This is a genomic window from Microcoleus sp. PH2017_34_RAT_O_A (assembly GCF_020737885.1).
In the GTDB taxonomy this organism is placed as follows: Bacteria; Cyanobacteriota; Cyanobacteriia; order Cyanobacteriales; family Microcoleaceae; genus Microcoleus.
The window spans coordinates 21351-45309 of sequence record NZ_JAEQDD010000026.1; the positions used below are offsets into that span (position 1 = coordinate 21351).

The following is a 23959-nucleotide window of genomic DNA, read 5'->3' on the forward strand; positions in this document are numbered from 1 at the left end:
ATCGCCTGCGAGTCATGAGCTAACCGCGATTTTCAAAAGAAACGGGCGATCGCGCCACGAAAAAACTTCGCGTTTGATACTCGCCCCGCCCTGGGCGGGGTGCCGGTGGCGGTTGACACAACAGGCGTGCTGGATTGAGAACCGCTTTTGATTCGCCCGATCGCAATTCTGTTTTGCTTTACGGTTCGATCGTTCGGAATGCAAGTCCTTCTTCTGGAGGACTTGCATTCCGAACGATCGAACCAGTTGTATAATAGTGAATCGAGGCGACACGAACTTACCAGAAACACCTCACCGCCCTTGAGAATCCTGATAACAATTTTGTTTTGCTTTACGGTTCGTAGTGAGGACTTTAGTCCTTCCTAAATGCGGACTAAAGTCCTCACTACAAACCTGTTTTACAATGGTGAATCGATTTGCTTTACGGTTCGTAGTGAGGACTTTAGTCCTTCTTGAATGCGGACTAAAGTCCTCACTACGAACCTGTTTTACAATGGTGAATCGAGGCGAAATGCTCTTAAGCAGAAATACCTCACCGCTTTTAAGAAGGTCGATAAAAATAGTGCCTGATGTGAGTTTCTACTAACATCAGGCACTATTAGAAATCCGAGCGCACAAATTGACTCTTGTTTATCGGATAACAGCTAAAGCACCAGCACCCGCAGCCGCAGCCGCCGAGGTAAGAGCCGTGAAAAACAGCCACCAAGAGGCAACTTCCGCTGCTTTCCGAGTTTCTTCAGCTTGTTTTTCAGCTTGCAATCTGATGTTTTCGAGGCGAAGCTGCGCTTCTTGCTGCAAGCGTTCTGCTCTTTGCAAGACGCTGTTGCGGCTTCTTTCGATTTGGTCGATCAAACGGTTCGCATCTGCTTCAGAAATGTCCTCGCGCGAACTAATTAAAGCCACTAAAGTATCGCGGTTGAAATGACCGAGGCGATCGCGCAAAGCATCAAATCCGGCTTGCGGATCGTCAAATAACTTCCGCACATCCCGCGTGATACCTTCATAATTGAGTTCCGGGCGATCGAGCGAATTGAGATAATCGCGAATTTTTCCAAGAATTCCGTCAATTACCGATTGAATGCCCTCCTGAATTTTCTGGATTTGCAGTGCGAATTGGTCGCGCACCGACAAAATTTGATCGACAATCCGAGCAGCTTCTGCTTCGGAAATATCCGGCCGCTGAGACAGCAGAGAAATCATAGTAGCTCGATCGATATGCGACAGTCGTTCGCCCAAGCTGTAAGCGCCGACTTTTGGATCGTGTAGCAGCAGTTGCAAGTCCCGCTTGATGGCTTCGGGATTTAATTCATCCTTGCCCGTATTTCGCAAATAATCCTCTAAAATGCTCTGAAAATCCTGGACTTGAGTTTGCACCCGCTTCGCCAAACGGCGCGGCGCTTTCACGATCGATCCTAGAGTTTCCTGCACTTGGTCGATAATTTGATTGACTTGTTCCTCGGTCAAATCTTCTCTCTGAGAAAGCAGCTTGACCAAAGTATCGCGATCGACCTGAGATAGCCTTCCGCGCAGCGCTAAAGCCCCTTCCTTGGGATTTTCTATCAATTTGGTCAAATCCCGCTTAATCCCTTCAGGATTGAGTTCTTCCTTGCCAGTCTTCCGCAGGTAATCTGCCAGGGCGGTAGTAGTTTGGTCGTACTGATCCTTGGCTTTTTCAGCCAACTTTTGCGGTGCTTCCAGCGCGCTGTGCCAAGTTTCTTCGGCACTGTCGAGAAGCTGGTTTACTTGGTCTTCGCTGAGGTCTTTGCGCTGAGATAGCAATTTTACCAAAGTTTCGCGATCGAACCGAGAAGCTCTAGCTTTTAGCGCCCACATTCCCGCTTCCGGGTTGTCCAGCAGCGTTTTGAAATCGCGTTTGAGTCCTTCGGGATTGAGTTCTTCTTTGCCCGTAGACTTCAAGTATTCTTGTACTTTTTGCCACTGATTGTCTAGTCGGACTTGCGCTGCTTCTTGCAGACCTTTAGCATCTGCTAAAACTACATCTCGCGTCCTTTCCAACTCTTTAACAATCTGGTCTACTTCCTGGAAGCCGAAGTTTTCGCGGCCTCTGAGAATTTGCACGAAACTATCGCTGGTGAAAGGAGAAAGCCGATCGCGCAACTGTTCGTAAGTAACATCAGAATCCTCTAAGATTTTCTTAAAATCGCTCCCGATACCTGCTGCTGTCAGTTCTGCTTTGGGCGTCAGCTTCAAATAAGTTTCCACGCGCCACTGCAAATCGCGAGCTTTTTCTTGCTCCTCGGCAAAGATCGCAGTTTGTAAAACTCGCTGTCTGATTCCTTCTAATTCCTGGGAAATTTCTTTAATTTTGTCTTGGGTAAAAACGCCTCGACTTGCCAGGATTTCCGCAAACTTGGACTGATTTAGTTTTTCCAATTCGTGGCGCACAGTTCCCGGATCTGCCGTTGGATCGTAGAGCACGTCACGAAATTCGCGCTCGATCGCGGTAGGGTTCATCTGCCACGAATAAGTGTTGAGCAAGTAGTTTTCTACGTCAGCACGAATTGGGCTGTAAGTTTCTGGTTCGCCTTTGACTTGAGCGGTAATTTTATCAGCTTGTTGGCTAACTTTGTCCTTAGCTGTTTTAAGCTGACCCATTACTTTTTCGACATCTAAGTCGGAAATATCCGTGCGACCCAAAACTACTCCCATTAAAGCATTAACTGCCATTGACGTTGCTTGGGACATCATTGTGGAGTTTTGTCCAGAATTTTGAGAACCCAGATTGCCGAGAACTTTTTCTACCCTACTTGTCAGCGTATCTGAGAGCAAATCTCCCGATTTTGCTGATTTGAGATAATCTATTAATTGGGCGATGCCGTCTGATTTTTGGTCTGGTTTTCCTACTTGTTTCCAAGCATCTTGGAGTTGGTCTACAATCCGGTTGACATCGCGTTTTGACAAGTCCGATCGCGAACTGACTAAATCTACGAGAGTTTGTCGATCGAGATTCGGCAAATTTTCGCCCGCAATGCTTTTGAGTTGCGGATCGTTGAGCAATTTTTCAAACTCGCTACGCATCGCTTTGATGTCTAATTCCGGCGGTTTGAGGGCTTGGATGTAGTCTTCGACGTTTTCCCGCAAGCTTGTAGGGTCGATCGCGCTACCGAGTTCGTGGCCCACCGCTGCTGCTGCTGCTTTCGCCGTGGCGACTACTTGATTGCTAGCTGCTTTGGCGCCGAGGGCTGCGGCTGCGGTGCCGAAAATAGCTTGAACGCCAGATGTTGCGGTGTTAACCACGGAACCGATCAGGGAACCGACGGTGGTGGAGCTCACCCAGACGAGGAGTGAGAAATAGGCCGCCCACACGACTAAACCGACGATCGCACCTAAACCAGGACTGCTAATCAAACTAAGCTTAACTGCTAGCAAGCAAGCGAAGAATAGGGCGACAGTGACGGTGATTAGAGTCCAAGTACCGACTTTGCGGCCGATGTGGCGGACGGGACTACTGCTATCAGATTTGTGTCCATCGTCGTGGGATTGTCCGATGTAGGAAAGGCCTGCGGCTACTGATAAATTTGTCAGCAAGAGTTGGAAAGCACAGGCTAGTACGACTCCAGATATTAAGGCGATAAAAAATTGTGGCCCGGAATAAAGGAGTGCTGCATCTTCTACTCTGCTTGTTGTTGTTGTAGTCTGTTCTACAGGCACTTGGGCTAGCCAGAACCCGATGTTATACAGTTGTGGATTTATTGGCAAATTTTGATACATAGTATATTCCTCGTTAAAGGGTGGGTGCGCGCGTTCATTGGCGCGACTTGACCAATGTATAGTGTTAAACTCGTACCCCTAAAGGCAAGCATCGCTTTATTGACGAGCTAAAGCATCCCCCTACAGTCGGAAGTGTATAAATATGTCTGCGGCCTGCTGTTGATTCAGGGATAATTGTGCTATGTCAGTTTTCTGTCCGTTGTCAAATAGACTTTGTTTAACGAACCGCAGAGGACGCAGAGAACGCTGAGGAAGAGAAGAGAGAGAAAAAAATTGTGAGTCGTAGGGTGCGGATACATCAAAAATCCCTAAATAAATATCGACAATCCGATCGCGACGCACCTATTTAATCGCTTGTAGACTGTAAACAAACGCCACACTTGTTTGGTCGAAAACTTTGTAAACATGGTATTAGTTATTAACCTTTAAAGGATGGGATGATGCAGCGAGAAAGTCATGCGATTATTATGGGCGGGAGTTTAGCAGGACTGTTGGCCGCTAGAGTATTAGCGAAACACTTCGATCGCGTAAGTATTGTTGAACGAGATTTTTTTCCCGAACAAGCTGCGCCCCGCCCCGGTATTCCTCAATCCCGTCACCTGCACATCCTTTTGACTCGTGGAAAAATCATCTTAGAACAGTTGTTTGCCGGCTTAGAAAACGAACTAATAGCTGCGGGTGCTCCGAGGTTAGATCCGAAGTCAATCGCCTGGTTTAGCCCGGCTGGTTGGGCGACACATTTTACCCCGGATCCAGATGATTTAGTTATGTTCAGTCGGGATTTACTCGATCGCCAAATTCGCCACCGCTTGACTGAAAATACCAACGTGCATTTCCTGGAAGGAGGGACTGTAACAGGGTTGCTGGCGAATACTCAGGGCACGGCGATTGCTGGTGTGTCGGTGAGGAAGCGCGATCGCCAAAACCCAGGTAACATTAATGAAGAGAATTTGAATGCAGATTTAGTAGTCGATGCTAGCGGCAAAGTTTCTCAAACGCCTAAATGGTTGAAAAAACTCGGCTATGAACCGCCACCTGAAACGGTTATCAATGCTTTTGTCGGCTATGCGACGCGCATCTATGAATGCAGCGGTAAATTGTCAGATACAGCGCCTGTATTTGTGTCAACTGCACCGCCATTTCGCACTCGCGGCGGTGCAATTTTCCCGATCGAGGGGAATCGCTGGCTGGTGACTCTCGGTGGGGGCGATCGCGATTATCCGCCCGCAGACGCAGCAGGTTTTGTAGAATTTGCGCGCAGTCTGCCAACTCCGATGATTTATGATGCGATTAAAGATGCAAAGGCGATCGCACCTGTGTATAGTTATCGAGGTACAGAAAACCGTTTGCGCCACTACGAACGCCTCTCCCATTATCCTGAAAATTTGGTAATTGTCGGCCATGCAGTTTGCGCTTTCAACCCTGTTTACGGCCAAGGAATGACGGTTGCTGGATTGGATGCTCAGATGCTGGATGAATGTCTGCAAAAACAGCGGCAGCGCTATCCTGAAGGCGATTTAACAGGCTTTGGGCGACATTTTCAACAAAAACTCGCAAAATTACATACTATTCCTTGGACGTTTGCTATCAGCCAGGATTCGCGCTATCGGGGAAGTGAGGGTGCGAAACCAAACCTGGCTACGCGACTGACAATTAATTACATGGATCTGGTGTTAAAAGCGTTGACCACAGATGCGAAAGTTTGTCAAGCTTTTTTGGAAGTTCTGCACATGATTGAACCACCGACTTTACTTTTTCATCCTAAAATTGCGGTAAAGGCGATCGGGCAATTAGTCACCAGTCGGCCGAATTAATAAACTTGTGCAATGCTCAATTGCCAATCAAACAATCTAATTCCCGTTGCATTTGAGTTGTAACTAGATCGAAACAAGCATCGACATAATCGCGATCGCCCGCAGCTTCCTTACCGTACCTCTCAAATACAATTGGTTCGCACACGCGAGTCCGAATTTGCACGGGAAAAGGCAGATTTGGCAAAGGCCCAATACTCAATCCCCAAGGCAATCCCAAATACACCGGAAACACTACCGGATCGATGCCCAACAACCACGGCATCCCCAATTCATGCAATTGCTTAACTTCTTCGTACAAATCTGCCAAAACTATTAAAGTATCGTGGGCACCGTGGGATATAATTGGTACAATTGGCACTTCTTCTCGCAATGCTAACTTAATAAATCCCTTGCGTCCGGCAAAGTGGATTTTATTGCGTAAGTGATAGGGACGAAAAGTATCTTCGGCACCACCAGGATAGACTAGAACCGGGGCATTTTTTCGCAAAGCTGCGATCGCCATTTTTGGATGTGCTTTGATCGCGCCGCATCGCACCGCCATACCAGCGACATCAGGAGAAACTTGCCAAACCGTCGGGTGCATCAATCCGTAGGCCAAGCGTTCCGTACCGTATCTGTGGAACCATTCGTATAGGAACATAAACATATCAGGAGCGGCGATTCCCCCGTTGTGAGAGCCGACAACGAGCATTTTTCCGCGTGCGGGGACGTGGTGCCAGCCGTCGCTTTGTACGCGAAAATAGTAGCGGTACAGCCATTCCCAGAGTGGCAGCATTAGTTTTATGAAGTCGGGATTGCGATCGTCCAAAGATAATCCGTCAAAGCGAGATGTTTGGCTGTTGTTTCTGGGGCTGGATGCAGAATATTTCATTGATTGGTGCTTAAGTGCGATCGGCGGGAAAAAAGTATTGTTTTAGTATTGCAAATTCTGGCGAATTGACATATACTTTATTTATAATGGGAATTGGCGCATTAAAAATAAAAAACTCACTATTTCCATTATTCTATATACATTCTCATAGTACAGTAAAAGACCGAGAAAAGTCAACACCAGATCAGGCAATTTTTAACAGTTAAATCATAATTCTTGGACATACTGCCTCAAGACAGGTGGCAAAGTATAAAAACTTCCTGTTTTGTCAATGAAGCAACGCCGCGATAAAGATTGCAGCGCATTGAGCAAATCTGGCGATCGCACTGTGCCATATTCGAGTAATTTTGCCAGGTTAACTGGTTCACTTTCCCGACAAAACAAAGAGAGGACTTGTTTTTCTATTTCCGATAAGCGACTAAACTGCTGGTGTAAAACATCTTTCAAATCTTCGGGTAACAATACGGTATCATTTAATAATAACTCAGTCGCGCCAATTCCCAACTCTTGCATCAAAGTCGCCACGCTTTTTAACCATAAGGGATTACCTTGGTAGCGGTGAATGAGTGTTTCGCAGTAATCGATTTCTGCTAATCCTTTATCTCGGAGTATTTCCCGCGCGGCCGCAGTGTCTAAGCCTGTGAGTTGTAAAATACGAATGGGAGTATTTTCGCTGGTGAGTTGAGGAACTTCTTTGGGTGGTTCCCAACCGATTAGCAGGAAGCAACTTTGATGGGATAATTTTTCTATTTGTTTAAATAAAGAGCGATATTCTTCGTATCCTGGTTTATATTTTCCTGCTAATTCGCCGCTGCTGAACAGGTTGTGAATATCATCTAAGACTACTAAACACCGATGTTTTTGTAAATATTTAATTAGGGGTAATGCTTTCTGGTTGGTTGTGGGTGATTCTTGCTTTTGGGACTGCGATAAAAACTGGATTAAGTTGGCTTCAAATTCACCGAGGGTGGGGGATGTGTCGAGATTGCACCAAATGACGCATTCAAATTCGTCTTTTATTTGTTGTACGAGTTGTATTGCTAGGGATGTTTTGCCGATGCCGAGTCCGCCGGTGATGGTTATGAGGCGACTGTTTTGTTGTAGAATCGAGGTTGTGAGGGTTTTGAGTTCGGAAGTGCGATCGTAGAAAGCACCTAATTCCGGCATCTCGCTTAACTCTTGATGCGATGTTTCTTGATTTTGTGAGTGTGGGTTTGGTACGTTTGGCGGGTGTCTAGCTTCTCCACAGGTGTTAAAACTACTAATTGCTACGTTTTCAAAATTAGAGACATTTTCAAATATAAACCTTCCCATTGCCGATCGAAAATTAGTTTTATTAACCTCTTCGCCTAATTCCTCTGAAAGTGTTTGCCATAATCTTGAGCCAATATCCCTGACATAACTCTCGTTACAGTGAATCTCATCGGCAATTTTGGTGTATTTCTCACCTTGCATCGTTCCCCGCAGAATCGCCTCTTGTAAGTCATCAAGATGCTTACCGGTTTTGGCAAATACCATCTCATCAGCCATTTGTAACACTTCCTTAAGATTCATGCGGCATCGCAGATGTTGTGATTTTCCGTATTATACCCAACATTTTCCAACATTTTTTGGCATTTGCCAACATGTTTCATGCGGGGGAGTTGGAGTAGCAAGCAAAATTGCCAGCAAAATAGAGCATTTTTTGCTTGACATTTTTTTGTTTTAAATTAATCATTGGTAAAAGTATTAAAGTATTAATTTATAAATTAATCATCAGAAGGTAGTCCCATTGTGTCTAGCTGCTTGCCGATACAGAGGTAAAATATGTCAGGTCAAGAACCAAGAAAGATCGCTTTTCTGGCTAATCAACTCCAGAGTAGATCGATCCTAAAGCAGGAAACTCTATCTGATATCCAAGTTTATAAAGATACTCTTGCCGAAAGGTTTGCACTAGCGCCAACATCCGAAGAATTAGATAGGTTAATACAGCAGAGACGGAAAATCCAGGAATTAGATAGAGAAGCCAGCCAATTGAACCACGCAAAAGAATTGGCAAAAATTCAGATTCAAGACGCGAAACAAAAAGCTATTTTCCAACGCAGCCAACAAGTTGTAGCAAGTGTTGTTTCAATTATCATTGGTCTTTATTTTATGCAAGCTTTTCCTTTGGCATCTTTGTTATTTTTGGTTTTAGGTTTAGCCAGACCTTTAGGTTATTCTTTAGGAGAGATAAGTGAGCTTTTCGGTGGATTAACAGGATTTTCTAAAGAGTCAGATGAACTTCTATCTAATGGAAACGAGCAGGAAATCAGGTCTGAGGAGCTTACAAATGAAAGATACTAAACTAGATTTAATTAGTACGTTCAAATTTGAAAAGCGACTTAAGCTTTTTGTTGCTGTATATCTTTCGTTAGTTTTGCTTGCCGTAGCTGTTGTGTTAATCCAGATTGAGATGGCTACTGAGTTACAGCAGGCTTTGATAATTATTCTCGGCTTAATTACAATTGCTACTCTTGATGCGTTCAGAAAAGCTCTAGATAGTACAGGATCTTCTTTGGCTAATCAGTTGAGCCAGATTATTGTTCGCGAGGGAGGGCTTTACATTAGTGGTAATTATAGTGGCGATTATTACTTTAATGGAGACATTAATCAAGGAGGTGAAAAAACTAAAACTCTTGCTGAAGCTGCTGCTGAAATTCAGGAGCTTCTAATACAACTAGAGAAGTCAAAACCTAATGCTACTGAAGCTGAGAAGGTAGCCTACATTAACGATGAAACCCCTCCTGATTTAAAGTCTCGTGTAGCTAGTGCAGCCAAGGCTGGTGGTGAAGCTGCTGTGGATACTATTTTGGATAATAGTCCTTACGGTAACATTGCTAGAGCTGTTCTCAGAGCTTGGATATCTCTTCCTTAGTTTAGTAGCTAGGGCAGAATAAGACGGACATTTTTTACTCACAATCTTATCTCTTGCTTTGATGAGCGATCGCCCCACCAAGCATATTCCGTTAACCCTCCTGTCACCCCAACCTCTCTTTCCACTGACAATCCGATCCATTTCCATCATTTCAAAGGGCGATGATTGCAGACAGGGGCGTGAAGCGTAGCTATCCCGTAGGGATCTCACCCCAGCAAACAAACAAAAGGGCGATCGCCCACAAAAATATAGAATATTGCCTAACTGAGTGTTTGTACCACCGAATTACCTGTAAGGTGGGCATCAACTGTAGCTAATCTTAACCCATAGTAAATGGCTGTGGCTGCAATAAATCGGTCTCCGGGGTCTTGATGGGGTAGTGCAATCTCGCGACTTAAAATGGCAATGGCGTGATTCATTGGGGCTTCATGAGTTTCCAGGGTTTTTAAAGCTAAGTTAACCCATGTAACCGGATCGGGCTTTAAAGATATTTGTCCTTTTTCTGCAAGGATGAGCGTCTCCCAAATGCTAATTGGACGAGCGCCAAAGTTCAGTATTAGGATCGGCGATTACCGTTTGAAGTTGAAGCGATAGTCGTTCATTACCAAGTAAATACCAAAGCCAAATGTGGGTATCGAGTAAAAGTTTCATTCTAAAACTTCCCAGGGTTGGGCGACAGGAGCAATTAAATCTCCTAATATTTCACCGCTTCCTTTCATTGTGCCAAACGTGGGGCGTGGGGTTTGGGTAGTGGCAGGATAGATAATCACTAATGGTTTCCCTTCATGGATGATGGTGAGGGGGGTTTTAGTACGTTCAACCTCTATAAATAGAGTCTGGAGGGTTTGGGGTAATTCAGTCGTGGTAATTTGTATCATTTTTCGACCGTAAATAGTTTTTGATAGTTGATATCTGAGCCTGAGCAATCAGCAAGCGTTTTTATAAAGCATTTCAATCTCCGATCTCGAATGCTGCCATAATCTCTTTTGGCAAAGGAGCGTTAAAGTCTTCTGGTACAATAAATCTCCCTCGATCTTGCCCTAAACTAGCTCGTCGATTAGATGAATTGCGAAACGGAACTAACTTCGCTATTGGGATAGATCCGTTTGAAATAATAATTTCTTCTCCAAGCTCCACGCGCAACAATAGTTCTGAGAGATTTGTCTTAGCTCGATCGATATTTACAGTTTCCATAATCTTAAAAAACTAAGTCCATAAACTAAGTTTACTCCGCTTGTGATAGTTATGCAAGTTGGTAGCTTTCCCCTTGAGCGATCGCCCTAGCAAAAAAGGGCGATCGCCCTTCTTATTCTTTCCGCTCGGAGCGATCGCCAATTCCCTACTCATTCATAGCGATCGAGACTCGTATTGAACAGGCAGGATGCCTGTTCCACAATAATTATTAGAGATGGCTATTAGATATTGAGCGTTGGTCGCAAACAACAAACAACAAATAACCAATAACTAATAACAAACAACTAATAACCAATAACAAACAACCAATGACTAATCACAATTCAGCATAAAAGTCAACACAGTTTCATCAATTCCCTTGAGTTGCAGCGGCTTATATTTAACAATTCGATTCTCCTCAACATAATCTGCAACCGCCGCCGAAATCAGCACAGAGTTTGGTTCCGCCACTTCTTGCAAGCGGGCGGCAATATTCACGCTTGGCCCGATCGCAGTATAATCCGATCGATCGGGCCCGCCAAACATCCCCACCACCGCAGTACCCTGGTGAATACCGCAGCGAAACCGCACCGGAGGCACCCCATTTTCCCCCACAATTCCCTGCTCCAACCAGCGCTCGTTAAGTTGGTTCAGAGCTCGCAGCATAAGCCTTGCAGCAGCTATAGCGCGGCGTACTTGCTCGTTTGGCGTTAGTTCCTCCGGCGCGCCAAAGAGAGCCATTACCGCATCTCCCACAAACTTATCCACCGTACCGCCGCTGTCAAAAATAGCCTTAGTCATTGTCGCCAAATATTCATTCAACAGCTCAGCTACCCGGCGCGATCGCAGCGTATTTGCCATTTGAGTAAAACCGACAATATCGCTAAACAAAATAGTAATCAATCGCGGTTCCGGGCGCAAATCCAAGGCCAAATCTCCAGCCGCAGCGGCTTTCACCATCGACGGCGGCAAAAATCGGCGCAGCACCGACTCAGTTAAATAATTGTTCAACTGCTGCACTCGCCGCTCGTTTTGCTTGAGGGCGATTAAATTCCGCACTTCTGCCAACAATTCGCGATCGTTAAAAGGCTTCGATAAATAAGCATCAGCACCCCGTTCTACTCCTTCAATCCGAGTATCTGCGTCGGCTTTAGCAGTTAGCAAAATTGCCGGAGTTCCCCGCAAGTCTTCATCCTGTCGAATCATCCGAATCAAATCCAAACCCGAGATGACAGGCATCATCAAATCCGTGAGAATTAGATCGGGACGGCGGTTTTTTGCCACGGCAAATCCTTCTTCTCCGTTGCGGGCGAGCAAAACTGCAAAGCCAGACTCTCGCAGAATTTCCGACACATAAAAGCGCAAATCTGGATTGTCGTCAACCACCAAAACCGTGCCAGCTACTGTTTCGGAATTTATCGGTTCTAAAGCCTCAAAGTTATGATTTTCTGCTTCATCTTCCGACAAATCAGCTTCCACATCTGCCAGTTCCACCGCTGCTTTGGATGCGTGAAACTCGGCGGGGATTTCCAGTACCCGTTCTGGGGGCAAATGAGTCGAACCGAAGTGCAGCCAAACGGTAAAAGTAGTACCTTCGCCGTAAACAGAATCGACGGAAATTTGACCGCCGTGGAGTTCGACTAATTCTTTGACAAGTGCCAAACCTAAACCGCTGCCTTCGTAGGAACGGCTCGCAGAACCTTCGGCTTGGTGAAAGCGCTCGAATAAATAGGGAATTTGTTCGGTGCGAATGCCGATGCCGGTGTCTTTTACTTGCAACAAACAGTGAGCGCCGGCTGGTTCAACTGTCAGCGTGATTGTTCCCCCTTCTGGGGTGAATTTGACAGCATTTGATAGCAGGTTGTAAATAACTTTGTCAAATCTTTCAATATCTAAATAAAGTAAAGGACAGTCTTGCAGTTGGGTAATTAAGTGCAGTCCTTTTTTGTCGCAGTAGGCGCGGAAAGACTCTGCCGTAGAGTAACAAAAACCGACTAAATCGCACGGGCGAAAACTCGGCTGCATCCGTCCTGCATCGAGGCGCTGCAAGTCCAGCAGTTGATTTACCAACCGCAGGAGGCGGCGGGAATTACGCAAGGCGATGACGGCTTGTTCGTAGGGTAAGTCTTCTTTGCGGCCGCAAGCTGATTCTAGAGGGCCGATAGTTAGGGTGAGAGGGGTGCGGAATTCGTGGGAGATATTTTGGAAAAATTCGGTTTTGAGCCGATCGGCTTCCAAAAGCCGTTCCGCCTGCTGTCTGGTAGTCTGGTAGAGGCGCGACTGCTGCACCGCCAAAGCAGCTTGAGTTGCCACTATTTGAGCCAGGTCAATGTCTGAGAGGTTCCAGCGGCGGGTGCTGCAATTTTGGCGCAGCGAAATGCTGCCGATGATTTTGCCTTCGGAGATTAAGGGCACGACTAACAGGGCGCGGGCTGGCGATCGCACTTGCAGTTCTGTAACATTTAAATCGGGGCGTTCGTTGAGGTCTTCAATCGCCACGGGCTCTTTTGATACCATAACTTGCAGCAACACCGGATTGCCGCGAATCGGCACCAAAGACTGCGGCAGGGAAGGATGGGCAAAAACCCAGCCGGGAGGGTTCGCAGCAGCACTCTCAGCAGCAGTTTGAGGGCTTGGAGGATTCGCAACTACCTCTGAATTGTTAAAACCCTGTTTTACAGCCACGGTATCCCTATTTGTGTCGTAGAGACCAACGCACTGGACATATTCATCATCTTCTGTCCACAGAGATAGGGCGCAGCCGTCAACTTGCAAAGCTTGGCCGAGTTGTTGAGTAATCGCTGCAAAAATATTTTGGGGGTCGAGGCTCGATCGAATTGCCGTAGTAATAGTATTGACTAAGGTCTCGCGCTTTGCCAGCGCCCGCACCTGTTCGTAAGCCCGGGCCTGAGAAAGGGCCAAAGCCGCTTGGTCGGCCACCGTAATTACTAACTGTACCTCGTGGTCTTCCCACTGGCGCGGTCGATCGAACTGGTGCAGCGCCAAGACTGCCATCAGTTCCATTTGGTAAAACAGCGGTACGATTAAGCTCGATCGAATATTCGCAGCTTGGTAAGCCTGCAATCGCTGCTCATTGTCCCAGCTTAAAACTCGATCGTCAGTTTGAGCATCTTGAATCACCTCCACATCCAGAGTTTCCCAAACCAAATCCGGCAGCAAATCCGGCGAAAGTCGGGCGCTAGAAGCCTCTCGTCTAGCTTCAGAATCGCCCCGCAACCCTTTACTTTCGGCCTTCTGGTAAACGAACCACTCATCAGCCACCCGGCCGTCTTGGAACGGCCGCAGCAAACAGCAACTCACCTCAAACATCTGCCCGACAGTTTCCACAATTCTTTGCAGCATTTGCTGGTAATTGGGAGCCGATCGAATAGTATTGGTAACGGCATAAAGCAGCGATTCTTGCGAGAGAGCCCTACGCAGTTCATTCGTGCGGGCTTTCAGGACATTGTGAGTATCAACAGCTTGACTGACAAGAGCTCTGAGTTCTTCAGCATCCCAAGGCTTAGTAACGAATTTGAATACTTTGCCAGCATTAATAGCTTCAACTAAATCTTCAACATCCGTATAGCCAGTTAAAATAATTCGGATCACATCAGGATATTGAGCCGCAGTCAGGCTGAGAAACTCCGTACCGCTCATTTTTGGCATTCGCTGATCGGAAATAATCACAGCAACCTCTCCCTCTTTTGCCAAAATTTCGAGGGCGGCGGGGCCAGATTCGGCTCTGAGCACTTTATAGTCTCGATGGAAGGTGCGGTAAAGCAAATCGAGGTTATCCGGTTCGTCATCGACGATTAGAAGTTTGAGCTTAGGATTTGATTGGGAATTCATGCACCGTTCTCCTGTGCCCCGGGGCAGTTCGATTTAATAAGTCTGTTGAAAAAAAGAATTCGCAGGTTTCAATTGCACGAGTCATACGACAGTTGACAGTTGACAGTTGACAGTTGACAGTTGTTACCTACTACTAATGACTGATGACTGATGACTGATGACTGATGACTGATGACTGATGACTGATGACATAAGGGTTTGGAGTTTGCCGGCAGTTGCATTATTTTTTGAAACTGGTGTCACACAAATTCGTGAATCTGAAGTTGTTGTGAGTGGGTCGAGGCAAGAATCAACCTTGATTTTTAATTTATGGGTTTTCAATTCCGAATTCTTCGATCGCCACAGTTGCCTGTAGTGCACCCCAATTTTATTATTTAATGATATTCACAAAAATCTCGTCTTGCGGGAAGTGTCCTTAACCCCTCACCTCTATGTTGAGCGTGAAAATAGGAATCCGCAACTTTTAACTGCCCTCTGGATATCTCATAATACATAGGAATAATCGTCCTGATTGTGAGTGGATTTGCCTTTCTTTATGTGTTATTATCGCTCATCTTCCTGTTTTATTTGGTGTGTAAAAACTGTCTGTAGCAGGATACAATAGACAACCAACATCTTCCCCTGTGTTTTTGCTGCCTAGGTGACAGCAACTTTCACATTCTGCCAAGGATATGGCTTTCCTCTCCGGCCCCTGTGTCCCTGACTGATATTCGGGGGGGGAGACAGACAGACAACACAGGCGGGGAAGTGCGAGTGACGCAATTGCTGTACCATTTTAGTGAGACTGGCACTTTTTGGGCAGAGCGCGGCATTTTTTATGCCTCGTCCAGACCAACGCCCAAGGCAATTACTGCGGCGAAACACCGCTATCTTGAGCATCCATCTGTTAATCTTAGCTAGGGATGTACTCTGTGGAAACCGATCGAGCCGCTCGATCGAAGTTTTGAAGCTCTCGATCGCCCGCAGCACAGTATCGCAGCACAATATCGCTGGACAATATCTAGCCCTCCGGCGCAACAGGTAAGGCCTGTTCGCGAGGGGACGGGCTTCCTGATTGCCCAGCACTGCTGAAAGCTGGGTTGTCGGGTTCTGGGACAGGCAGCCAACATCCGACTTGCGATCGCGCCCGGTATTAGTCTAGTAGATACTTGATATTGTCAATTACCGCTAGACGGATAAATTATATTCGATCGGGTATTTCTGCAAGCAGAGAGCGGTACGCTTCCGGGAACCAGACGTTAAAACCTTTTTGATTGTTTTTAATAACTTTCCCGCTACCCACAAATCTAGTATTAAGGGATGGGTTTTCATTGGAAATAAATTTAGTCTAAAATACTGAATATCTCCAATTTACATCAGATAATAGTTAGAGGAAAGTACAAAAAGAATGTGACTGAATCGCATTCATAAACTCTGAGTATAAGTCATACAATTTAATCTCTTAAATTTAAGATTCTCGATGACGAATATTATGATTGGGAGTTGGTCTAAAGTTACATTCTTTTTTTAAAAGTGATATTACATTATCACCAGAAGTGAAATTTCTCAGATGGGCAGATCGGTAACCCGCGTAGAAAAATTAATATAGTGACCTGGAATTGTGAATCCTTCCTTTTTTTCCTCAGCTTCTCACCAACAACAAACTCCCGGACTTTCTGGCTTTTCGATCCGGGTGGCTGCATCAAATGACTTGACGCAACTAGCGGATATTTTGGCCATGAGCTTTCACTCCCGCGAGGGGTTTGTAGAATGGGTGTATCCAGTGTTGCGTTTAGGCATTTACGAAGATTTAAAAAATCGACTCCGTTCTAAAGCAGAACACTATATTTGTCTCGTTGCTGAGCTAGTCTCGCGGGAGTCAGGAATGCAGAATTATCGATCGCACCAAACTCAGTCTATAGCAGGAACAATAGAAATGGCTCTGCGTTCTCGATTCCCTTGGCAAATACCGAATTCCGACTATCCTTACTTGTCAAATTTAGCAGTTCACCCGGAGTATCGGCGGCAGGGAATTGCTCAACAACTGCTCGACAACTGCGAGAATACAGCCCGAGAATGGGGATTTTCGGAGATTTACCTCCACGTTTTGGAAAACAATCACGGGGCGCGACAATTGTACTATCAAGCAGGCTACCGCTTGCAACAAGTGGATTGGCATTGGACTTATTGGCTGTTCGGCCAGCCGCGCCGGCTATTTTTACGCAAGCAGATTTCCCTCTCATCAACTAAGTATGGGTAGTGGTGCATAAGCGCCTGCTTTTCGCACGCTCAATCGTTATGGAGAAAGGCTTGTATCAATTGCATCATTCAAGAAAGCAGCACTACCCAATTTCTACCTCCTGCTTCACTTCTAGTTGAACTTGAGCCTCAACAAATAGCGATTCCTTGATAATGAATTGGTTCATCAGGCTTGAGATTGTTCGAGAAATTTTTGTCTCCGAGAGGCGTAAACTGCCAAATCTGCCTCGGTGAATCGGGTTTTTTGCCATGAGGGACGAGACATTAGCCGATCGCACCAAGCTTGAATTTTGGGATATCCGTCTGTGGATACATCAACCCAAGATAGCAGAGGGACGACCGTACCAGCAACGCATTCAGCATATGTTAAGGTGTTGCTACCGAAAAAAGGGCGATCGTCCAACAAACCTTCAAAAAATGTCAGCACAGTATCGACTTTTTCCTTAGCCTTTGCGATTACCTGCGCTTCAGGAATTCCCCAGCCCATTTTTTCACTGCTGAGGGGGTAAAGTGCCGGCCCAAGTTCGTTAATCGTGACCAATTGTACCATTTTCACAATTGCCAAATCTTTCGCATCTTTGGGTAGCATGGCCGGTTCGGGATACTTCGCTTCTAGATAGTCAAGAATTGCCAGAGACTCGACGACGGTGAAACCATCATCGACCAAAACAGGGACGCGATGAAAAGGATTCATTGCGACAAATTCAGGCTCTAAATGATCGCCGTCCAAGTAGATTGTTATTAATTCAAAGTCGAGGTTTTTTTCGATGAGGGCAACCCACACGCGGCTGGAGTTGGTGGAAATGGGAGTATGGTAAAGTTTCATAAATTTTGTGCCTGTTTGTTGAGAGAGTCAGCTTTTGAGGATTGAGTTGCCGATCGGGCTACTGAAAATATTTAGATTTTAGTCAATTTTACACGCACAGGGGGCGATCGTACTTCTGGCACAATCGGACATCATTACCTGTAGTGCGATCGAGCTTGGATAGCATTTGATAACTTACGCTGCTAAACTGGTACAGCACACAGCGGTTGATCGCTTGTCAAGTTTCGAGGCTGTATTATGACCGTTAACTACCGAGTTGCAGCGATCGCTGATATTACGCTTCTTTTAGAACTTGTTAAAGAGTTTCATAAAAAAGAACAATTGGAATTCGACGAAAAAGTCGATCGTGATGTTTTAGCAAATCTTTTGGCTGATGCGTCTTTGGGACAAGTGTGGCTGATTCAGCAAGAAGATGAGGCGATCGGCTATATTATTTTGACGCTGGGTTACAGTTTAGAATACCGAGGCAGGGATGCCTTTATTGACGAGTTTTATATCCGACCCAACTATCGCGGACAAGGCATTGGAACTCAGACTTTAGCATTTGCAGAGGATACCTGCCGAGTTTTGGGAGTCCAAGCTCTTCATCTGGAAGTAGATTTTGAAAATCCCGATGCACAGCGTCTTTATCACAGAGTAGGTTATCAAAGTCATAACCGTTTTCTGATGACTAAAAATTTGGCAGTCTCTGAAGACAAGGATTTGGGCAATTAAGAATGTTCTCACACTCTTGATGGGCTGATTATTGATTGATAGTGACTTCCTGGCGCACAGACGAGGTAATCGCCTCTACTAGAAATAATCGCTCGCTAAGTGACAAATTAAGCGTTAATTTCATTAATTCTTGAAAAGATAATTCTTCTTTTGCATATTCGGAAGAATTATCATTCCGATCTGGCGAAAAAACCTCATCAGAACTTAAAGGCTTGACTGAAGTATTATGCTCTAAACTTTTCTTCATATCTGCGAGTAGAAGCTCTAAAAATTTAATATCGTTCCCTAGATCCGCAGCCTCATCCTCTTCTATATCTTCAATTACCTGCAAACGTTCTTGATAGGCATTGATTTGATGTTCGATCGCTTCTATAATAAACCTTAAATCTTTAAATGATAAATTCATATTGCTTAGCTGTCATTTGATTTATTTTCTCCAAGTTTATCCTCGACCGTTTCACCGTCTCCACTATCGGCTAAATTGTTACTTTCATCTGAAACTTCATAATTATCCATAATTTCAAGCAATAAATGCTTTAAATTCTTATCCGGTGGTCGTTTCTCAAATTCTGCGTGTGTGTAAATCCAAATTAACACAACTTCTTTTTTTGTAATATCTAACAAATAGATAAGTCGCCCCTGTTCAGCGGCTCCCCGAAGCTGAGGCATTTTAAACTCAAGCTTCCAAAATTCCAACCCCTCACGGCTACAGCCTTTGGGCCAAGGTTCTAAATGTCCCAACGGTGGACGGGGACGGGGGTCAACACTCAAAATTCTGAGGAATTTTTGGATTAATTCGACAAATTTCACTAATCCTACCTGATTTTTACGATAGTGATCGCGGATTAGTTTTTGCTGAGTTTTATCAAAGTTCTTCGAGAGCTTGATATGAAATTGCTCTGATTCGTTCACAGGCCTCCTCCGCTGTCATCGCCTCGATAGTTTCTAACTCTTCAAAAGTCTGTTCCAGGGCTTCAGATAGTGCTTTTTGATAAGCAATATCTTCCCGTTCTACTCCACTCAAGATCGCATTAAGAAGACGTTGAAATGCTGCACCGTAAGCTATAAAAGCGTCTTGCTCACCTTTGATTGCAATTGAAAATAAAGAAAAAGCCAAATAAAAACGCCCTAAAAATTCACTAAAAACTCCCTTAATTCCTTGAGGGGGTTCAATTAAGGCATAGGCAAAAATTTTGAGTAATTCTCTAGTCTCAGGGGGAATCTGCTCCCAACGAGCGTCAATTATGACAGCTAAATTGTTTGCTTTTTGAGCCAGTTCCCAAAACCTTGAAGCGCTGGATGTGCGCGGCTGAAATATCTGCCGAATTTCGCTGGGGCTAATTGTAATAGTGGCTGACATTGGCCTGACCTCTTGCGATGCGATCGCTTTACGGATACTCAATCATTCTTAGTATATCAGTCAGGCCATACAAAAATTTAGCTGTCCCCTGGGAGCGACAGCTATTTCTATGAAAAAGGCGGACCCGAAAGCCCGCCCTCTCAAACTATCGATTAATAATCGAAGTCGCCGCCGCCCATGCCGCCGCCGCCGCCAGAAGCAGCGCCTTCTTTGGGTTCAGGCTTGTCAACGACGATGCACTCGGTTGTCAGCACCATGCCGGCAATAGATGCGGCATTTTGCAGAGCAGAACGAGTTACCTTCGCAGGGTCAACGATACCAGCTTCAAACATATCGACAAACTCATTTGTCGCTGCATTGAAACCAACGTTAAACGGCTTTTCTTTGACGCGCTCAGCGATGACAGCGCCATTCAAACCAGCATTTTCAGCAATCCGCTTCAGGGGAGCAGCCAGAGCCCGTGCCACAATCAAAGCACCGGTTAACTCTTCGCCCTTCAGATTGGCATTCGCCCACTCTTCCAATTGAGGAGTTAGGTGAGCCAAAGTTGTACCGCCACCAGGAACGATGCCTTCTTCGACAGCAGCTTTGGTTGCGTTGATCGCATCTTCAAGACGCAGTTTGCGATCCTTCATTTCGGTTTCAGTCGCAGCGCCGACTTTGATGACTGCGACGCCGCCGGCCAATTTAGCCAAACGTTCTTGCAGCTTTTCTTTGTCGTAGGAAGATTCGGTTTCGTCCATTTGACGGCGAATTTGTTCGCAGCGAGATTTGACTGCGACTTCGTTACCTTCGGCAACAATTGTCGTGCTGTCTTTGGTGATGGTGATGCGGCGGGCTTTGCCGATCATGTCCAGCTTGGTGTTTTCCAGTTTCAAACCGGCGTCTTCGGTGATTAGTTGACCGCCGGTCAATACGGCGATATCTTCTAACATGGCTTTGCGTCGATCGCCAAAACCAGGTGCTTTGACAGCAGTTACATTCAGCACACCGCGCAGTTTGTTGACAACGAGGGTAGCTAGAGCTTCTTTCTCAATGTCTTCTGCAATGATCAACAGCGGGCGGCCGGAACGAGCTACTTGTTCGAGCACTGGTACTAAGTCTTGTACCAAGCCGATTTTCTTGTCTGTCAGCAAGATGAAGGGTTCTTCTAGAATCGCTTCCATCCGTTCGGTGTCGGTGACGAAGTAGGGAGAAATGTAGCCTTTGTCGAAGCGCATCCCTTCGGTGATTTCGAGTTCGGTGGTCATAGACTTCCCTTCTTCCAGGGAAATTACGCCTTCCTTGCCCACTTTGTCCATTGCATTGGCAATCATTTGGCCGACTTCATCGTCGTTACCAGCAGAGATTGAGCCGACTTGAGCGATGGATTTGGAATCTTCTACTTGTTTGGCGTGTTCGGCAATCTTTTCTACCAAGAAGCCGGTTGCTTTGTCAACACCGCGCTTGAGGGCGATCGCATTTGCACCAGCAGCTACGTTACGCAGACCTTCTTTGACCATTGCGTGAGCCAGAACGGTAGCAGTTGTGGTGCCGTCGCCTGCTGCGTCGTTGGTTTTGGAAGCAGCTTGACGGATCAAGGCAACGCCTGTATTTTCTACGTGGTCTTCGAGTTCGATTTCTTTGGCGATGGTTACGCCGTCATTGACGATTTGAGGAGCTCCGAATTTCTTTTCGAGAACCACGTTACGACCTTTGGGGCCGAGGGTAACGGCGACTGCTTCGGCGAGAATGTCCATACCGCGTTCGAGGGCGCGACGTGCATTTTCGTTGTAGATTATACGCTTAGCCATAGTTTTTGGGGATGAGAGGGTTTGAGATTTTAGATTGGGGATGGATGGCGAGTCATTTGTCTTGTGTCATTAGTTTTTTGGCGGCGTTCGCTTTAAACTAATGACTGATGACTGATGACTGATGACTGATGACTAATGATTAATTAGTTGACGATCGCCAGAATATCTTTTTCGGCCAACAAGACGTATTCGTCAGTGCCGAGTTTGATGTCGGTACCGGCATACTTCGAGTAGAGAACTTTGTCGCCGACTTTGACTTCCATTTCAACGCGCTTGCCGTCGTCGTTGCGCTTGCCGGGGCCCACGGCCGCAACTTCGCCTACTTGGGGCTTTTCCTTAGCTGTGTCGGGTAGAAGGATGCCGCCGGCGGTTTTTTCTTCGCTAGCGCTTACTTTCACGAACACGCGCTCGCCTAGCGGTTTAACGGTAGAAACACTCAGTGATACTGCTGCCATAAATAAATCTCCAGATTACAGATCCTAGTCAGTTAGCCGTCAGTGGTCGCGATGAAAGCAACGGCTGACTGCTTACACTGACATATTAGCACTCTCGACTCCTGAGTGCTAATTTAGCTTTAGTAAGGGGCGATCGCAACTTATCTGTCTGTACGGGTTCCCGAACCGAGGATGAGTGGGAGAGTGGGGGAATGGGAGAGTGGGAGAGTGGGAGAGTGGGAGAGTGGGAGAGTGGGAGAGTGGGAGAGTGGTGATGAGTTTCGATCGCTAATTAATTATTATTAACGAATGAATAAAATATCTGAAAATAACAACGATGAATCTTGCAGCCAAGGCTTGAGCGCTTGCGTCCAAAGCCTGGGAATAGAGCGAATTGAACGGCATATTTTTATCTGTGCCGACCAAACCGTGCCCAAGTGTTGCGATCGAGAAAGCAGTCTGGTGGCTTGGAATTACTTAAAAAAACGCTTGCAAGAATTGGGGTTGGACAAGCCAAAAGCCGATCGGCAAACCTGCATTTTTCGGACTAAAGCTAACTGCCTGCAAGTGTGCGCGTCTGGCCCGATTATGGTAGTCTACCCAGACGGAGTGTGGTATCGCGATGTTACTCCCCTCGTCATGGAGAGAATTATTCAGGAACATCTGATCGGCTCACAGGTGGTTGAAGAATACGCTTTTTTGACTCATCCTTTGCCGGAGCCGGCTGAGGCGAAAGCAGATATTTAACTATAGCGCGGTGAAAAAGCACAGCAGGATAAGTAAGGTGTTAGGTTTAAGACGGTAAAGTAGAGAGCGTGAGCGCGTTGGGCGATCGCACCTGTGGATCGATCGAACAACTGTACTCTCCTACCTGTTTCTGGTAGTCTTGCTTGTCGCTGTGTGTTTTTTTAAGAGGTGTATCGAAGCAGTTCGATCGCCCTCTGGCGAGAGTTTGCCGAAAAGTTTCTCAGTAGCAGACATCCGGCAGTTTGCCAAACTACACTAGAAATAGTTAAATACGTAAGTAGGGAGCCTGCTTAAATTTCTCTATATCAGAAGTATCATTTAAAACCGGGGCATCAACTTGCAATTGAACCGATCGAGATTAAATATTTAACTTGGGCTCGGGAGCGTGAGTCTTCCATCAATCAAGGCCGATCGTGACAGGCGATCGTCCATTACAGGTTTTGGCTCCGTTCCACGTCGCAAGACATTCACAAACGGGCATCGAACACTGGGAGAGGAAGCGGTAATACCCGCCCCGCTTTCCCCTCACCGCCATCCCTTCACCCCACCGCCGTCCTCAACCCCCAACTTTCCCGGGCTGACACTGGACTGACGGAAAAAACAGGAGTGAAAAACAAGGAATTGTGCGGGATACTCTAGCGGGAAGAAACATGAAGGACAATAATTCAGGAGAGCAAAAACGGCTGATGCTGGTTGACGACGACCCGAACTTGATCTTGCTAGTCAAGGATTACTTAGAGTTTCGGGGCTACAACGTCATCACAGCAGAAAACGGCAGACACGCTCTAGAAAAACTCGAACAAGAAGTCCCCGATTTGATCATCTGTGATGTGATGATGCCAGAAATGGACGGGTACACTTTAGTCAAACACATCAGAGAAGACCCGCGCACGAGCTGGATTCCGGTTCTTTTCTTGTCCGCCAAAGGTCAAAGTTCCGATCGAGTAAAAGGCTTGAGCACTGGAGCTGATGTTTATATAGTTAAGCCTTTTGAGCCCGAAGAACTGGTAGCCCAAGTAGAATCTTCTCTGAAAGCAGCATCCCGCTTGATTCGTCACTCAAATCCAGGTATAGAGAGCGGCCCGAAAATTAAGGCGCGCCGCAATGTCGAATTGACTCCCACTGAGTTAAAGGTGGTACAGTTGCTAGCGCAGGGTATGGCAAACCGCCAGATCGCAGACGTGATGAATGTCAGCCAGCGCACTATAGAGAGCCACGTTAGCAATATGCTGGGCAAAACAGGTCTGCATAACCGGACAGAGCTAGCTCGCTGGGCCCTGGAAAGCAAAAAGGCTTGAGTTTAGGCTCTAGCGCTGTGAAATTAGGGGAGAAAAAGATACTGCAATCCGATTCGGTATGCTTGCTGGGCGATAGGGTGGTTGGCGTGGTAGTTTCGATCCCCATTAAGCTTGACCGAAAAACGAGGCGCAAGCCCCGTCCTTTTAAGGCTGGGGTCTAGCCGATTAGCGACTTCAGTCGCCTTGGAGCGAGTGCGCGGCTTCAGCCACA

Annotated in this window: 22 protein-coding genes; 8 read left to right on the plus strand and 14 right to left on the minus strand. The window is 46.2% G+C overall.

From position 1 onward, the window contains the following. Window positions 1-630: 630 nt before the first annotated feature. Window positions 631-3732 carry an MFS transporter gene (locus JGK11_RS11570; protein ID WP_293211750.1) on the minus strand — a complete coding sequence of 1034 codons (3102 nt, stop codon included), beginning with the start codon at window positions 3730-3732 and terminating at the stop codon, window positions 631-633. A 437-nt stretch (window positions 3733-4169) separates the two neighbouring features. On the opposite strand from JGK11_RS11570, the gene JGK11_RS11575 reads away from it, so the two are divergent. After that, window positions 4170-5546 carry an FAD-dependent monooxygenase gene (locus JGK11_RS11575; protein WP_293211752.1) on the plus strand — a complete coding sequence of 459 codons (1377 nt, stop codon included), beginning with the start codon at window positions 4170-4172 and terminating at the stop codon, window positions 5544-5546. Between the two features lie 16 nt (window positions 5547-5562). On the opposite strand, the gene JGK11_RS11580 is transcribed toward JGK11_RS11575, so the two are convergent. Next, window positions 5563-6417, minus strand: coding sequence for a glycerol acyltransferase (locus JGK11_RS11580; protein ID WP_293211755.1), 855 nt, complete (start codon window positions 6415-6417; stop codon window positions 5563-5565). 207 nt (window positions 6418-6624) lie between these two features. Next, complete coding sequence (locus JGK11_RS11585) at window positions 6625-7971, minus strand: NB-ARC domain-containing protein (RefSeq protein ID WP_293211758.1); 1347 nt, start codon at window positions 7969-7971, stop codon at window positions 6625-6627. Between the two features lie 252 nt (window positions 7972-8223). Between JGK11_RS11585 and JGK11_RS11590 the strand changes: the two genes are divergently transcribed. Together JGK11_RS11590 and JGK11_RS11595 are read left to right on the plus strand one after the other, a co-directional pair. Then, window positions 8224-8742 carry a hypothetical protein gene (locus JGK11_RS11590; RefSeq protein WP_293211761.1) on the plus strand — a complete coding sequence of 173 codons (519 nt, stop codon included), beginning with the start codon at window positions 8224-8226 and terminating at the stop codon, window positions 8740-8742. Next, entirely contained in the window at window positions 8729-9313 is a 585-nt protein-coding gene (locus tag JGK11_RS11595; RefSeq protein WP_293179046.1) for a hypothetical protein, read from the plus strand. Before JGK11_RS11590 ends, JGK11_RS11595 begins: the two co-directional genes overlap by 14 nt. 260 nt (window positions 9314-9573) lie before the next feature. On the opposite strand, the gene JGK11_RS11600 is transcribed toward JGK11_RS11595, so the two are convergent. The 5 genes from JGK11_RS11600 to JGK11_RS11620 all read right to left on the minus strand — a co-directional run bounded on the left by JGK11_RS11600 (window position 9574) and on the right by JGK11_RS11620 (window position 14338). Then, window positions 9574-9876 (minus strand): PIN domain-containing protein, encoded by a 303-nt coding sequence (locus tag JGK11_RS11600; RefSeq protein WP_366053645.1) that lies wholly within the window; start codon window positions 9874-9876, stop codon window positions 9574-9576. A gap of 84 nt (window positions 9877-9960) precedes the next feature. Then, window positions 9961-10191, minus strand: a complete 231-nt coding sequence (locus tag JGK11_RS11605) for a type II toxin-antitoxin system Phd/YefM family antitoxin (RefSeq protein WP_293179028.1) — start codon at window positions 10189-10191, stop codon at window positions 9961-9963. Window positions 10192-10264: 73 nt separating this feature from the next. Next, a complete protein-coding gene (locus JGK11_RS11610) occupies window positions 10265-10507 on the minus strand; it encodes a type II toxin-antitoxin system prevent-host-death family antitoxin (RefSeq protein ID WP_293179025.1) in 243 nt (80 codons plus the stop codon). Between the two features lie 12 nt (window positions 10508-10519). Then, window positions 10520-10660, minus strand: a complete 141-nt coding sequence (locus JGK11_RS11615; protein WP_293179022.1) for a hypothetical protein — start codon at window positions 10658-10660, stop codon at window positions 10520-10522. A 159-nt stretch (window positions 10661-10819) separates the two neighbouring features. Then, a complete protein-coding gene (locus JGK11_RS11620; protein ID WP_293211764.1) occupies window positions 10820-14338 on the minus strand; it encodes a response regulator in 3519 nt (1172 codons plus the stop codon). Window positions 14339-15155: 817 nt separating this feature from the next. Between JGK11_RS11620 and JGK11_RS11625 the strand changes: the two genes are divergently transcribed. Both JGK11_RS11625 and JGK11_RS11630 read left to right on the plus strand, forming a co-directional pair. Continuing rightward, window positions 15156-15362 carry a hypothetical protein gene (locus JGK11_RS11625; protein WP_293179016.1) on the plus strand — a complete coding sequence of 69 codons (207 nt, stop codon included), beginning with the start codon at window positions 15156-15158 and terminating at the stop codon, window positions 15360-15362. A gap of 576 nt (window positions 15363-15938) precedes the next feature. Continuing rightward, entirely contained in the window at window positions 15939-16577 is a 639-nt protein-coding gene (locus tag JGK11_RS11630; protein WP_293179013.1) for a GNAT family N-acetyltransferase, read from the plus strand. A 165-nt stretch (window positions 16578-16742) separates the two neighbouring features. Here the strand turns inward: JGK11_RS11630 and JGK11_RS11635 are convergent, their stop codons facing one another. Next, entirely contained in the window at window positions 16743-17402 is a 660-nt protein-coding gene (locus tag JGK11_RS11635) for a glutathione S-transferase family protein (protein WP_293179010.1), read from the minus strand. Between the two features lie 237 nt (window positions 17403-17639). On the opposite strand from JGK11_RS11635, the gene JGK11_RS11640 reads away from it, so the two are divergent. Next, window positions 17640-18116: a GNAT family N-acetyltransferase gene (locus JGK11_RS11640; protein ID WP_293179007.1), complete on the plus strand. Its 477-nt coding sequence runs from the start codon at window positions 17640-17642 to the stop codon at window positions 18114-18116. Between the two features lie 28 nt (window positions 18117-18144). Here the strand turns inward: JGK11_RS11640 and JGK11_RS11645 are convergent, their stop codons facing one another. The 5 genes from JGK11_RS11645 to groES all read right to left on the minus strand — a co-directional run bounded on the left by JGK11_RS11645 (window position 18145) and on the right by groES (window position 21724). Beyond that, entirely contained in the window at window positions 18145-18522 is a 378-nt protein-coding gene (locus JGK11_RS11645) for a hypothetical protein (protein ID WP_293179004.1), read from the minus strand. Between the two features lie 5 nt (window positions 18523-18527). Beyond that, window positions 18528-19028: a hypothetical protein gene (locus tag JGK11_RS11650; RefSeq protein ID WP_293179001.1), complete on the minus strand. Its 501-nt coding sequence runs from the start codon at window positions 19026-19028 to the stop codon at window positions 18528-18530. Continuing rightward, window positions 18982-19476, minus strand: coding sequence for a hypothetical protein (locus tag JGK11_RS11655; protein WP_293178998.1), 495 nt, complete (start codon window positions 19474-19476; stop codon window positions 18982-18984). The genes JGK11_RS11650 and JGK11_RS11655 overlap by 47 nt, the downstream gene beginning before the upstream one ends. Window positions 19477-19628: 152 nt before the next feature. Beyond that, window positions 19629-21269 (minus strand): chaperonin GroEL, encoded by a 1641-nt coding sequence (groL, locus tag JGK11_RS11660; protein WP_293178995.1) that lies wholly within the window; start codon window positions 21267-21269, stop codon window positions 19629-19631. Window positions 21270-21412: 143 nt separating this feature from the next. Further along, window positions 21413-21724, minus strand: a complete 312-nt coding sequence (gene groES, locus JGK11_RS11665) for a co-chaperone GroES (protein WP_194008182.1) — start codon at window positions 21722-21724, stop codon at window positions 21413-21415. 288 nt (window positions 21725-22012) lie between these two features. On the opposite strand from groES, the gene JGK11_RS11670 reads away from it, so the two are divergent. Together JGK11_RS11670 and JGK11_RS11675 are read left to right on the plus strand one after the other, a co-directional pair. After that, window positions 22013-22450, plus strand: a complete 438-nt coding sequence (locus tag JGK11_RS11670) for a ferredoxin (RefSeq protein ID WP_293178992.1) — start codon at window positions 22013-22015, stop codon at window positions 22448-22450. A gap of 650 nt (window positions 22451-23100) precedes the next feature. Further along, entirely contained in the window at window positions 23101-23748 is a 648-nt protein-coding gene (locus JGK11_RS11675) for a response regulator transcription factor (RefSeq protein WP_293125294.1), read from the plus strand. Window positions 23749-23959 lie beyond the last annotated feature (211 nt).

Excerpts from the sequence above, each read along its gene's own strand:
- JGK11_RS11655 (WP_293178998.1), bottom strand. The coding sequence starts at position 19,476 with ATGTCAGCCACTATTACAATTAGCCCCAGCGAAATTCGGCAGATATTT.
- JGK11_RS11620 (WP_293211764.1), bottom strand. The coding sequence starts at position 14,338 with ATGAATTCCCAATCAAATCCTAAGCTCAAACTTCTAATCGTCGATGAC.
- JGK11_RS11610 (WP_293179025.1), bottom strand. The coding sequence starts at position 10,507 with ATGGAAACTGTAAATATCGATCGAGCTAAGACAAATCTCTCAGAACTA.
- JGK11_RS11670 (WP_293178992.1), top strand. The coding sequence starts at position 22,013 with ATGAATAAAATATCTGAAAATAACAACGATGAATCTTGCAGCCAAGGC.
- JGK11_RS11645 (WP_293179004.1), bottom strand. The coding sequence starts at position 18,522 with ATGAATTTATCATTTAAAGATTTAAGGTTTATTATAGAAGCGATCGAA.
- JGK11_RS11625 (WP_293179016.1), top strand. The coding sequence starts at position 15,156 with ATGCCTCGTCCAGACCAACGCCCAAGGCAATTACTGCGGCGAAACACC.
- JGK11_RS11590 (WP_293211761.1), top strand. The coding sequence starts at position 8,224 with ATGTCAGGTCAAGAACCAAGAAAGATCGCTTTTCTGGCTAATCAACTC.
- JGK11_RS11580 (WP_293211755.1), bottom strand. The coding sequence starts at position 6,417 with ATGAAATATTCTGCATCCAGCCCCAGAAACAACAGCCAAACATCTCGC.
- JGK11_RS11615 (WP_293179022.1), bottom strand. The coding sequence starts at position 10,660 with ATGAGTAGGGAATTGGCGATCGCTCCGAGCGGAAAGAATAAGAAGGGC.
- JGK11_RS11585 (WP_293211758.1), bottom strand. The coding sequence starts at position 7,971 with ATGAATCTTAAGGAAGTGTTACAAATGGCTGATGAGATGGTATTTGCC.
- JGK11_RS11640 (WP_293179007.1), top strand. The coding sequence starts at position 17,640 with ATGACCGTTAACTACCGAGTTGCAGCGATCGCTGATATTACGCTTCTT.
- JGK11_RS11570 (WP_293211750.1), bottom strand. The coding sequence starts at position 3,732 with ATGTATCAAAATTTGCCAATAAATCCACAACTGTATAACATCGGGTTC.
- groES (WP_194008182.1), bottom strand. The coding sequence starts at position 21,724 with ATGGCAGCAGTATCACTGAGTGTTTCTACCGTTAAACCGCTAGGCGAG.
- JGK11_RS11595 (WP_293179046.1), top strand. The coding sequence starts at position 8,729 with ATGAAAGATACTAAACTAGATTTAATTAGTACGTTCAAATTTGAAAAG.
- JGK11_RS11675 (WP_293125294.1), top strand. The coding sequence starts at position 23,101 with ATGAAGGACAATAATTCAGGAGAGCAAAAACGGCTGATGCTGGTTGAC.
- JGK11_RS11575 (WP_293211752.1), top strand. The coding sequence starts at position 4,170 with ATGATGCAGCGAGAAAGTCATGCGATTATTATGGGCGGGAGTTTAGCA.
- JGK11_RS11635 (WP_293179010.1), bottom strand. The coding sequence starts at position 17,402 with ATGAAACTTTACCATACTCCCATTTCCACCAACTCCAGCCGCGTGTGG.
- groL (WP_293178995.1), bottom strand. The coding sequence starts at position 21,269 with ATGGCTAAGCGTATAATCTACAACGAAAATGCACGTCGCGCCCTCGAA.
- JGK11_RS11605 (WP_293179028.1), bottom strand. The coding sequence starts at position 10,191 with ATGATACAAATTACCACGACTGAATTACCCCAAACCCTCCAGACTCTA.